At 70.2% G+C, this 11,126-nt stretch carries 11 protein-coding genes and 1 pseudogene; 7 read left to right on the forward strand and 5 right to left on the reverse strand.

Translation table 11 applies throughout. From position 1 onward, the window contains the following. From RMO30_RS10225 to RMO30_RS10250, 6 genes and pseudogenes are all read left to right on the forward strand, one after another. Nucleotides 1-216 (forward strand): annotated as a pseudogene (locus RMO30_RS10225) (creatininase family protein); the annotation flags it as partial. Beyond that, nucleotides 213-815 (forward strand): pyridoxamine 5'-phosphate oxidase family protein, encoded by a 603-nt coding sequence (locus RMO30_RS10230; protein WP_309712884.1) that lies wholly within the window; start codon nucleotides 213-215, stop codon nucleotides 813-815. The pseudogene RMO30_RS10225 and the gene RMO30_RS10230, both read left to right, overlap by 4 nt. After that, nucleotides 805-1,878, forward strand: a complete 1,074-nt coding sequence (locus RMO30_RS10235) for a methylenetetrahydrofolate reductase (protein ID WP_309712887.1) — start codon at nucleotides 805-807, stop codon at nucleotides 1,876-1,878. The genes RMO30_RS10230 and RMO30_RS10235 overlap by 11 nt, the downstream gene beginning before the upstream one ends. Continuing rightward, nucleotides 1,875-3,200, forward strand: a complete 1,326-nt coding sequence (allB, locus tag RMO30_RS10240; RefSeq protein ID WP_309712890.1) for an allantoinase AllB — start codon at nucleotides 1,875-1,877, stop codon at nucleotides 3,198-3,200. Before RMO30_RS10235 ends, allB begins: the two co-directional genes overlap by 4 nt. A 90-nt stretch (nucleotides 3,201-3,290) precedes the next feature. Next, complete coding sequence (gene pucL / locus RMO30_RS10245; RefSeq protein WP_309712893.1) at nucleotides 3,291-4,202, forward strand: factor-independent urate hydroxylase; 912 nt, start codon at nucleotides 3,291-3,293, stop codon at nucleotides 4,200-4,202. After that, nucleotides 4,199-4,696, forward strand: coding sequence for a nucleoside deaminase (locus RMO30_RS10250; protein ID WP_309712896.1), 498 nt, complete (start codon nucleotides 4,199-4,201; stop codon nucleotides 4,694-4,696). The genes pucL and RMO30_RS10250 overlap by 4 nt, the downstream gene beginning before the upstream one ends. 116 nt (nucleotides 4,697-4,812) lie before the next feature. Here the strand turns inward: RMO30_RS10250 and uraH are convergent, their stop codons facing one another. Both uraH and uraD read right to left on the reverse strand, forming a co-directional pair. Further along, nucleotides 4,813-5,109 carry a hydroxyisourate hydrolase gene (uraH, locus tag RMO30_RS10255; protein WP_309712899.1) on the reverse strand — a complete coding sequence of 99 codons (297 nt, stop codon included), beginning with the start codon at nucleotides 5,107-5,109 and terminating at the stop codon, nucleotides 4,813-4,815. Then, entirely contained in the window at nucleotides 5,106-5,615 is a 510-nt protein-coding gene (gene uraD, locus RMO30_RS10260) for a 2-oxo-4-hydroxy-4-carboxy-5-ureidoimidazoline decarboxylase (RefSeq protein ID WP_309712902.1), read from the reverse strand. The genes uraH and uraD overlap by 4 nt, the downstream gene beginning before the upstream one ends. On the opposite strand from uraD, the gene RMO30_RS10265 reads away from it, so the two are divergent. Next, a complete protein-coding gene (locus RMO30_RS10265) occupies nucleotides 5,614-6,180 on the forward strand; it encodes an NTP transferase domain-containing protein (RefSeq protein ID WP_309712905.1) in 567 nt (188 codons plus the stop codon). The two genes, uraD and RMO30_RS10265, sit on opposite strands and share 2 nt — an antisense overlap. Here the strand turns inward: RMO30_RS10265 and RMO30_RS10270 are convergent. The 3 genes from RMO30_RS10270 to RMO30_RS10280 form a co-directional block, all read right to left on the reverse strand. Continuing rightward, complete coding sequence (locus tag RMO30_RS10270) at nucleotides 6,117-7,505, reverse strand: MFS transporter (protein WP_309712908.1); 1,389 nt, start codon at nucleotides 7,503-7,505, stop codon at nucleotides 6,117-6,119. The two genes, RMO30_RS10265 and RMO30_RS10270, sit on opposite strands and share 64 nt — an antisense overlap. Before the next feature lie 20 nt (nucleotides 7,506-7,525). Continuing rightward, nucleotides 7,526-10,714, reverse strand: a complete 3,189-nt coding sequence (locus RMO30_RS10275) for an ATP-dependent DNA helicase (RefSeq protein ID WP_309712911.1) — start codon at nucleotides 10,712-10,714, stop codon at nucleotides 7,526-7,528. A 12-nt stretch (nucleotides 10,715-10,726) separates the two neighbouring features. Continuing rightward, nucleotides 10,727-11,126, reverse strand: a 400-nt coding sequence (locus tag RMO30_RS10280; RefSeq protein WP_309712914.1) for a PD-(D/E)XK nuclease family protein, incomplete at its 5' end; no start/stop codon positions are given.

Genomic DNA, 11,126 nt, shown 5'->3' on the forward strand with positions numbered 1-11,126 from the left:
ACCCCGCGGCACCTCTCCCGCTACCAACGCATCGGGTTCGCCGGCGCGCCGGTGCAGTTCGGGTGGACATCCGACGACTTCGGCACGGGCGGCGTGATCGGCGACCCCACCGGGGCCACGGCGGAGTATGGTGCCCAACTCGCGACGCAGCTCGTCGCGGAGGGAATCGCCTCGCTCGCCGAGATCGCCACCTTCGACCCCGAGCCGCCGCCGTGAGCCTCGCGGGTGACGCCGAGATCCGAGACAACTGGCCCGAGGATCCGTGGCAGCTGCTCGCCGAGTGGCTGCCTTCGAACGCCGATCCCGCGCGCCCGGTGATGACACTCGCGACGGCGGCAGACGGCATCCCGGATGCCCGCACCCTGCTGCTCTCGGAGTGGGACGAGCACGGCCTCTACTTCCATACCGATTCGCGCTCGCGCAAGGTGCGGCAGCTCGCCGCCGACCCCGCGGTAGCGCTCATGCTGCATTTCCCCGAGAGCGCCCGTCAGCTCACCGTGCAGGGGATCGCCGAGCCGGCCCCGACCGACGAGTTGCGCCGGGCCTTCCGCGCCCGCTCCGCCTACCTGCAACAGCTCGCCTGGCAGAACACGATCGAGTTCGCGGGGCTTCCGCTCGCCGACCGGCTGCGAGCCTGGGCGGCGTTCCGCGACGACCACGCCGACGGGTTCGGGCAGCCGCCGACCTGGACGGGCTACCTCGTGCGCCCCACCCGGCTGACCTTCTGGATCGGCAACCCCGACACCGCGAGCCGCCGCACCGAATACACCCGCACGGCCGACGGCACCTGGACGGTGAGCCTCCTTGCCGGCTGACCTACTCGAACGGCGGGCCTGCCCCAAGAACATGGAGCACGGCCCGTGCGGCGGGGTCGAGTTCGACGGCTCCTGCGAGGTGGCAGCCCCCCACGGCGGACCCGGTCGCTGCGTTTTCCTCGACGCACCCACGGTGCGCTGGCACGGCGCGGCTCCCGCGGCAACGGCCCCGGCATCCGGAGCCGAGCGGATGCGCGCCCTGCTCGCGACGAAGCAGATCGTCGTCGCCGACTTCCCGGCCCGCGCCCTCGATGCCGCCTCCCTGGTCGAGTGCGCGGCTGCGCTGCGCGGAGCAGTGGATGCCGTGCTCGCCGGCGACTCGGGACGCGAGCGGGTGCAGTTCCCGCCCGCGTATCGCACCGCCCTCATTCGCGCCGAAGGGGTTGAGGTGTGGAGCGGTCTCACCTGCCGCGACCGCAACCGGGTCGCGATGGAGGCGGAGCTCGCCGCCCTCGCCCACGCCGGAGTCTCGGGCGTTCACTGTGTGACGGGTGACCACACCCGCACCGGGTCGCGGCCGGACGCAGCCCCGGTGTTCGACCTCGACTCGACGCAGGCGGCATCCCTCGCCCGCGCCGCCGGGCACCTGGTCTCGGTCGCCGAAGCCCCGGCCAGCCCACCCGTCGAACGTCGCCCCGCGCGGTTGCTCGAGAAGGAGCGCGCGGGCGCGGAAAACTGTTTCGTCAACCACTCCGGGGGTGTCGAGCCGGTCGCCGCCTTCATCGCGTCAGCCCGGGCACTCGGGTCGACGCTCGGCTTCATCCCGTGCATTCCGATCGTGCTCGACCACGCATCGGCCGAGCTGCTGAAGTCGTTCACGACCCTCGTACTCCCGCCGGGCTATCTGGACCGAATCCTCGCCGCCGCCGACCCGCGTGCCGAAGGGATCGCCGCTGCCGTCGAACTGGGGCGCGGCTTCCTCGCGCTCGATAGCGTCGTCGGTGTGAACCTCTCGGGCGGCACCGGGCACGGCGGCGAAGCCGAGTTCGCCCGTGCCCTCGCTGAGATCTCTCTCTCGCTCGGCACGAGCGGAACTGCCACACAGCTCGGGGGCGGCGCGTGAACTATGACCTCGTGATCTCGGGCCGGGCGCTCGTCGCCCTGGATCACCACCCCCCGACGTTCACTGACGTCGAGGTCGCGGTGAGCGACGGGCGCATCACGGCCATCGCACCCGCGGGCGCCCACTTCGAGGCCACCCAGCGCGTCCAGCTCGCGGCCGACGAGGTGTTGCTGCCCGGACTCGTCGACACGCACGTACACGTGAACGAACCTGGCCGCACCGAGTGGGAGGGTTTCGCGTCGGCGACCCGGGCCGCGGCTGCCGGCGGTGTCACGACGATCATCGACATGCCGCTCAACTCCATCCCGCCCACGGTCACCCCGGAGGCGCTTGAGGTGAAGCGTGCCGCGGCCCGTACTCAGACGTGCGTCGACGTCGGATTCTGGGGTGGAGCCGTTCCGGGAAACCTCGGGTCGCTGCGCGCCCTGCACGACGCCGGGGTGTTCGGATTCAAGGCGTTCCTCGCACCGTCCGGCGTCGACGAGTTCGGTCATCTCGACTCAGCCCAGCTCGATGCCGCCCTCGAGGAGTTGGCGACGTTCGACGGGTTGCTGTTGGTGCACGCCGAAGACCCGGGGGTTCTCGACGCTTCGGCGAATGCCGGCGGTGCGGGCTACGACGCCTACGTCTCGTCCCGCCCCGACGAGGCGGAGGTCGTCGCCATCTCGCGGGTCATCGAGGGGGTGCGTCGCACGGGCACGCGTGCGCACATCCTGCACCTGTCGTCGGCTGCCGCGCTACCCGAACTGCGGGCCGCTCGCGCCGAGGGGCTGCCGATCACGGTCGAAACCTGCCCGCACTATCTCGCCCTGGCATCCGAAACCATCCCCGACGGCGGCACGCAGTTCAAGTGCGCTCCGCCGATCCGGGACGAAGCGAACCGGGATGCCCTCTGGCAGGCGCTGTGCGACGGCGACATCGATCTCGTGGTGAGTGATCACTCCCCCTCGACGGCCGACCTGAAGTTCGCGGGCGACGGCGACTTCGCCCAGGCTTGGGGCGGAATCGCGGGCGTGCAGCTCGGTCTCGCGGCGGTGTGGACGGCGGCGGCGGAACGTGACGTGCCCCTCGACGACGTGGTGCGTTGGATGTCGACCGCCCCCGCCGCCTTCGCGGGTCTGTCGCAAAAGGGGCTCATCGAGCAGGGTCGGGATGCCGACCTCGTCGTCTTCGCCCCCAACGAGCGGTTCACGGTGCATGCTTCGGAGTTGTTGCACAAGAATCCCGTCACCGCCTACGACGGCACCGAACTGCGCGGAGTCGTGCGCCGCACCTTCCTGCGCGGCGCCGACCCGGGTGCGGGAGTGCTCCTGACCCCCTGAACCATCGGCTATTTGCCCAAGATGGCGCACTAAGACCCCGAAAAGACCGCCATCTCGGGCAAATTGCTTCACCACGAGAGGATTGAGCACATGGGCTATGTACTCACGGACCACCAGTACGGCAAAGCCGAGAACCGCATCGTGCGGGTCGTGCGGGATGCTGCGCGCCACGAGCTCCGCGACCTCAACGTCACGACGGCGATGCGCGGTGCGTTCGAGGCGGCCTACCTCACCGGTGACCAGTCGACCGTGCTGCCGACCGACACCCAGAAGAACACCGTCTACGCGTTCGCGAAGAAACACGGCGTCGCGAGCCCCGAAGCGTTCGGGCTCGCCCTCGCCCGGCACTTCGTGCACGACGTCGCGCCGATCGACGGTGCGCGCATCGAGATCGAAGAGTACGCCTGGGATCGCGCCGTCGCGGGCACTGATCCCTCAGGAAAGCCCGCGGAACACGACCACACCTGGGTGCGACGCGGACCCGAGGTGCGCACCGCCGCCGTGACCGTCGACGCGACCGGCGAGTACGTGATCGGCGGGGTGAAAGACCTGGTGTTGCTGAAATCCACGGGTTCCGAGTTCGCCGGATTCCTCAGCGACGAATACACCACCTTGCCCGAGACCCACGACCGCGTCATGGCGACCGCGGTCATCGCGAAATGGCGGTTCGCCACGACGGAGGTCGACTGGGACGCCGTCTTCCCCGTCATCCGCGCGCACCTCATCGAACAGTTCGCGACCCTGCAATCGCTCGCACTGCAACAGACCCTCTGGCAGATGGGAACAGCGGTGCTGGATGCCGTGCCCGAGATCTGCGAAATCCGCCTGAAGGCACCCAACAAGCACCACTTCGTCGTCGACCTCGCACCCTTCTCGATGGATAATCCGAACGAAGTCTTCTTCGCCGCCGACCGCCCTTACGGGCTCATCGAGGCGACCATCGCGCGCGACGAAGCCCCACCCGCGGGTGACGCCTGGAAGCACTCGGCGGGCCTCGCGTGACATCCGCTGGCGGCTTCGCGACGGATGCCGACCGGGCGTTCCTCGAGCGTGCCATCGAGTTGGCGACCGCCAATGTCGCGGCCGGCGGCGGCCCGTTCGGCGCAATCGTCGTCTCAGCCGACGGTGTCGTCATCGGCGAAGGCCAGAACCGCGTCACCCGCGACCTCGACCCGTCCGCCCACGCCGAAGTGGTCGCCATCCGCGCCGCCTGCCAGAGCATCGGCGACTTCGCCCTGCCCGGCGCCACGCTCTACACCTCGTGCGAACCCTGCCCGATGTGCATGGCGACCACCCTCTGGGCCCGCATCGACCGGGTCTTCTATGCCGCCGACCGCCACGATGCCGCCCGCGGCGGATTCGACGACCGCGACTTCTACGACCTCTTCACCCGCGACCGCTCCACCTGGGACGTGCGCGTCCACACCCTGCGCCTCCCAACTGCCGAGCAGCCTTTTCAAGCCTGGCTGAGCAACCAAGACCGTACGAACTACTAATCCTCCGCGGGTTGAGTGCCGCGCGCAGCGCGGTGTATCGAAACCCACATGTCTGCGCTCCTGGTTTCGATACGCGTCGCCTTTGGCGGCGCTACTCAACCAGCGGGAAGGCGAACTCAGGAGCCCCGGTAAGTGGTGTAGCCGTACGGGCTGAGAAGGACGGGGACGTGGTGGTGCGAGGCATCGGTGACCTTGAAGTCGATCGTGATGCGCGGGAAGTAGGGCGTGGCGACATCGAACTCGAGGCGGTAGTCGCCGGGTGCCAGCGCCTCGGGGCCGAGGTCGGACACGCGGCCGTCGGCATCCGTCTCCCCTGACGCGAGCAGTTCGCCGTCGGCGAGGAGGCGCACCAGGATGCCCGCAGCGGGGCGGCCGGCGGCGGTGTCGAGAACGTGGGTGGTGACCTGGCTCATCGGAACATTCCGGTCAGTCGAAGGAGCGCGATCTCGCGCAACTGGTCGCCGACGATGACTAACTCTTCGGCGTCGTCGAGGGTGAGGCGGCGGTCGAGTTCGGCGAGGATCTCGGCGCGGGACCGGCCGAGAGCCCGGATCAGGAAGATGCGCCCGAACCGTTGTTCGTAGGCGGCGTTTCCGGCGGCCACGCGTTCGGCGAGGTGCGGGTCGTCGGCGTCGATCGACGCCTGCTCGCGGCGGCTGTGGTCGGCTCCGGTCGCGCCGTGGGCAGGCTTCTCGCCGATGCGCGGGTGATGAACGAGTGCCTCTTCGACGTCGGCTGGTGTGAGCGGTGAGGCCGCGTCTGACGCCGCTTCGAGCAGCTCTTCCAGGTCGGCGTACGGGCCGCCTGCGTACACCTCGGCGACCCAGCGCTCGACACCGAGGGCGGCGCGCAGCTGCTCCACCGTTGGCTCGATACTCGGCTGGATGCTGGGCTCGCTCACGTGCTCAACTGTAGCCATGAGCGTCCCTCCGCCTCGGGTTGTCGGCATCGTGCTGGCAGCGGGCGCCGGCACCCGGGCGGGCGGGCCGAAGGTGCTCCGCCGAGACGCGGACGGGATGCCGTGGCTGCACCGTGCAGTGACAGCGCTGCGAGACGGCGGCTGCAACTCGGTGCTCGTCGTGTTGGGGGCTGACGCGGCGCACGCTCACGCCCTGGTTCCCGCGGAGGCGACGGTCGTCGTGGCCGAGCACTGGGCAGCCGGGCTCTCCGCGTCGCTCCGCGCCGGGCTGACCGCGGCACCACCCGAGGCCACCGCAGCGGTCGTGACTCTGGTCGACCTCCCCGGACTCCCCGCCGCCGCGGTCGGACGGCTTCTCACGGCACCCGTCGGCCCGGCCACGCTCCGCCGCGCGACGTACGACGGCCGACCCGGACATCCTGTCGTCATCGGCCGCGACCACTGGCTGGCCGCCGCGACGTCGGCGGAAGGCGATCGCGGAGCCGGTCGCTACTTGAAAGATCAGGGCGCGGAGTCGGTCGAACTGTCGGAACTCTGGGACGGTACCGACAACGATTTCGGCTGACGTGGCCGCTTCACGATCCGCACAACTCGGCGAAAGTCACTCAGGTTCACTGAGATCGTCAACTGGTGGCGGCGCGCCAGGATGATGGCCACGACGATTGCGGCGAGCAGCGGCATCCCCCCGGCGACGACGAAGGCGACCGTCATCCCGAGCACCTCGGCGACCCAGCCGATGATGACGCCGCCCGCCGCTTGGCCGCCCATCAGCAGCACGAGGTAGATCGCCATCACGCGGCCGCGCACGGACGGGTTGGTCGAGAGTTGCACCATTGACTCCGCGCCGATCGCGAACAGCAGTCGCAGCACGCCGAGTGCGACGATGCCCGCGAGGAACACCCCGTAGACCGGCACGACCCCGGCCAGCAGGATGGCGACACCGTAGGCGCCCGTGAGGAGCGCGATCGAACGTAGCCGCACCGATCGACGTCGCGCCGAGGCGATCGCGCCCGCCACGGCGCCCACCGCCGCGAGCGACGTGTACAGCCCGTAGCCGGCCGACCCGGTGTCGAAGCCGCGGTCGCCCGCCGCCGCCGTGAAAAGCACCGGGAGGGTCATCCCGAACGTCGCGACGAACGCGATGAGCACCATCGGCCAGAGAATCGTCGGCTTGCTGCGGATGTACCGCAGGGCGACCCGCACTCCGCCCGCACCTTCCGCCGGCCGCACGACGGGCGACAGGTCACGCGACCGGAACAGCGAGAACGCCAGGATGCTGACGAGCGTCGCGAGCGCGGCGGCCCCGATCGACCAGCCCGAGCCGACGACCCCGATAAGGATGCCGCTCACCGCCGGCCCGATGAGTCCGCCGATGTGGAAGGCGCTCGCGTTGAGGCTCATGGCGGTGCGCAGGCGTGGCGCGTCGACGATCTGGCCGATCAGGGCGCTACGGGCCGGCCCTTCGAGCGCGCCCGCGACGCCCGACACCGCGGCGACGAGGTAGACGTGCCACAGCTCGACCGCGCCGAGAATCGCCAGCACCGCGAGGGTCGCCCCGCCGCAGAACACCACGCTCTGCATGAGCAGCACGATCGCGCGGCGCGAGAACCGGTCGGCGACGACGCCCGCGAACGCGCCGAGCAGCAGCGTCGGTCCGAACTGCAACGTGACGGCGAGGCCGACGAGGGCGAGGTTGCCGGTGAGTTCGAGCACCAGCCAGTCGACCGCGATGCGCGTCATCCACAGCGCGATGCTCGCGAAGAAGATCGAGGTGACCAGCAGCTTGAAGTTGCGCACCCGGAAGATCGCGACGATGTCACGGGTGGAGGTGCGCCCCGGCTGGATCGGGATGGGTGCGGTGAGGGCCGGGTCACTACCGCCGATGCTCACCGAACTGCCCCTTCCGACTTCTAGCCTACGGCGGCTCTCCACCGGGCGAGCAGCTCGTCTTCGGAGTCGATGCGGTCGGGCTCGAGCACGCGATCGTCGGCGACGAAGTAGAACGCCGCATCCACTTTGGTCTCGTCGATTCCCGCCCACCGCGCGTAGGCGAGCCGGTAGAGGGCGAGCTGCAACTGCTTGCGTTCGAGGTCCGCGGCGTCTTTCGGTGCTCGCCCCGTCTTCCAATCGACGATGCGCACCCGACCGTCAGGCTCTTCGTACACCGCGTCGATCTTGCAGATCACGATGCGGTCGTCGAACGGCAGATGGATCTCACGCTCCACCTCGAGCGGGCGTCGCTGCGCCCACTCCGAGGCCTCGAACCTCTCCCGCAACGCCTCGAGGTCTGCCCCACCGACCTCGGCGCCGACATCCCGATCATCACCGAGGGCATCGATCTCGTCAGCACCCGTGCCGAACCCGAAGCGTTGTTCGACCCAGGCGTGAAAGAGGGTGCCGAGCCGGGTCGCCGAGAACGGTCGTTCGGGCATCGGGCGACGCAACTCACTCGCGACGCGCTCGGGCTCGGTGACATAGTCGTGGAACCGGGATGCCGGAACGCGCGTCGGGATCGCCACCCGGGTGGCCGCGAGCCGCGCCTCCCGTTCGGCGAGCAGCAGTTCGAGGTCGCGCGTCCACGGGCCGGCGAGCTTGGGTTCGGCGGCTCGCACCTGCCCGGCGGCCCACTCGACGGCCTGCCGCCGGGATCCGAGCGGATCGAGCGGCCAGACGATCCGCTCCAGGTCGTCGCCGAGCGGGTTCTCGTCGTGCGTGCTTGCGTCGGGCAGTGCAGGCACCAGGCCCGCTTCGGCGAGGTCGCGCAGAAAGACTCCGGGCTCGCGCGGCTTGGTCTGCGTCGCCCAGAAGGATCCCGAGAGCAGCAGGTCGTGCCGGGCGCGGGTGACCGCGACGTAGGCAAGCCGACGCTCCTCGTCGAGCGCGCGTTGTCGCACGCCAGCGCTGAACTGCTTCTGCGCGTCGAGCAGCTCCTTGCGGGTGGTCGCGCCCTCCCACTCGAAGTGCGGCAGCTCGGCGACGTCGCCGCGCAGCGGCCACGGATACTGCCCGAAGCCAAGCCAGCCCTGAAAGCCCTCGCGCGGCTTCGCGGGAAACTCGTCGGTCACCATCCGTGGCACCGCGACGACATCCCACTCGAGACCCTTCGCTCCGTGCACGGTGAGCACCTGCACGGTGCCCGGCTCCGGCGGCTCGGGGCGCGGCGAGAGGTCTTCGCGTAGCTCGGCTTCCCGCAGCCAGCCGAGGAATCCCGACAGCGTCGCGATCTCGGCGATCGCCAGATACCCCGAGACCGCGTCGGTGAACGCGTCGAGATTCGCCGAGCCGAGCACCCGGTGCTCGTTTGCCGCGACCTCGATGTCGAGGCGCAGCTCTTGGATGACGAGGGCCACGAGATCGGGCAGGTCGAGGCGCACGCGGGCCCGCAGCCGGGCGAGGGTGGAGCCGGCATCCCGCAACCGTTCCAGCCCGGTCTCGCTGAAGTTCTCGAGTGCGACGTGTCCGGCGGGAGCTGAGCTCAGAAAGTCGAGCGCGTCGACGATCGAGCCCCCCTCGCCCGGCGCGACGGCGGTGTTCAGCAGTTCCCGGACCTCGTCGTCGTGCTTGTGCTGCGTGTGGTCGCGCGAGCGCAGCCACACGGCGAGCCGGTTGAGCGCGTGCAGGTCGGAGACCCCGACCCGGAAGCGCGAGCCGGCGAGCACCCGCAACAGCTGGATGCCCGCGGCCGGGTCGCCGATCGCCGACAGCACACACACCAGGTCGGCGATCTCGGGCTCGGCCAGCAGCCCGCCGATCCCGAGTACGTGGAAGGGGATGCCACGCTCCCGCAGCGCCGCGAGAAAGTACGGCTGCGTGGCGCGGGCGCGCAATAGCATCGCGGCGCTCGGCGGTGTTTCCGAAACCCCTGCGTCGATTCGCGCGGCGAGCCAGTCCGCGACCGCGGCAGCCTCCTCGGCGACCGTCTCGGGAAACACCACCTCGACCCTGCGATCAGACGCAACGGGGCTCGCCTCGAGCCGCTCGACCGCGACCCCGCGGCCGGTGAACGGGGCGACGAGATGATTCGCTGCAGCCAGGATGCCGGTGCCGTTGCGCCAACTCGTCGAGAGGGCGAAACGCGCCTCGGCGCCAAACGCAGTGTCCATGAACTGCGTGGCGAACTGGTCGAGATTCGCGGCGCTCGCCCCGCGCCACCCGTAGATCGACTGGTTCGGGTCACCGACCGCCATCACCGACGACCCGCGGAAGAGTTCCGCCAACAGGCGGGTCTGCACGACCGAGGTGTCCTGATACTCGTCGAGCAGCACCACCCGGTAGCGGTCGCGGAGGTCGTCGCCGAGGGCGGGCTGCTTCTGCGCGATGCGCAGGGCGAGGGCGACCTGGTCGGCGTATTCGACGACGCCGCGGCGCACCTTCTCGGCGTCGTAGTCAGCGGCGAGGTCGGCGAGCACTCCGAGGGCTCCGAGCTGCTCGGCAAGTTCGACGGCGGGCAGCCGCTCGAAGCGATCGACCGGGTCATTCGTCGGCAACTCCGCGAGTGCCCCGAGCCGGGCGCCGAGGGCGCGCAGCTCGTCGAGATCTCCGGCGTGCTCGGCGACTCCTCGGGCGACGGCGAGCACAGCCTTGGTGAGCGCATCGAGGTTCTTGCCAATATCTGGCAACCGCGCATCCCGACTGCGGATCACGACGCCCCGCGCGAGCTGCCAGGCCGCCGCCTCGCCGAGCACCGGGGCGTCGCCCTCTCGACCGAGCAGGATCGCGGAGTCGCGGTAGAGGGTGTTCGCGAACGAGTTGTAGGTTGCCACTGCCGGGGCGTCGAAGACATCCCGCGCTGGCAGCAGCCCGGCGGTGTCGAGTTCGGCGATGCGCTCGCGGATGCGCAGCCCCAACTCACCTGCCGCCTTGCGGGTGAACGTGAGCCCGAGCACCTGCGCCGGCTCGACGAGCTCGTTGGCGAGCAGCCACAGCACGCGGTTCGCCATCGTCTCGGTCTTGCCCGACCCTGCACCCGCGACGACGAGGGCGGGAGCCAGCGGCGCCTCGATGACCGCCCGCTGCTGTGCCGTCGGGTACTGCGGCGACGCCCCGCGCACCGCCGCGAGTGCCTCGGCGATGTCGATGGAGTTGACGGGTGAGCTCACGGTCCGCACCCCTCACGCTCCACTGACGGCCCCGACGCGATGCAGGCGCAACTCGGGCACCGCGCCCAGGCCATAGCCGCCGACCTCGAGCGCACCCTCGAACGATGCCGCCGCCATCCCGATCGCCACCTGACGGATGCGTTCGCGGAAGGCTTCGAGCCCCTCGTCGCCGAGCGGCGCCTGCACGCCCTCGCGGTAGGTCTTGCCGTCGACGCCCGACTTGACGTAGAGCAGCTTCGCGCCGCCCGGCTGGTGCTCCCCGAGTTCGGCGAGCACGTCGTCGAACAGGCCCGCCCGATACGCGAGCTGGTACGCACCGAGTTGGGCGGTGGCGTCGATCTTCGCCTGGTTGGTCACCGGGCTGCCGGTCTTCAGGTCGACGATCACGACGCTGCCATCGGCGGCGCGCTCA

This window comes from Pseudolysinimonas sp. (assembly GCF_031389465.1).
In the GTDB taxonomy this organism is placed as follows: domain Bacteria; phylum Actinomycetota; class Actinomycetes; order Actinomycetales; family Microbacteriaceae; genus Pseudolysinimonas_A.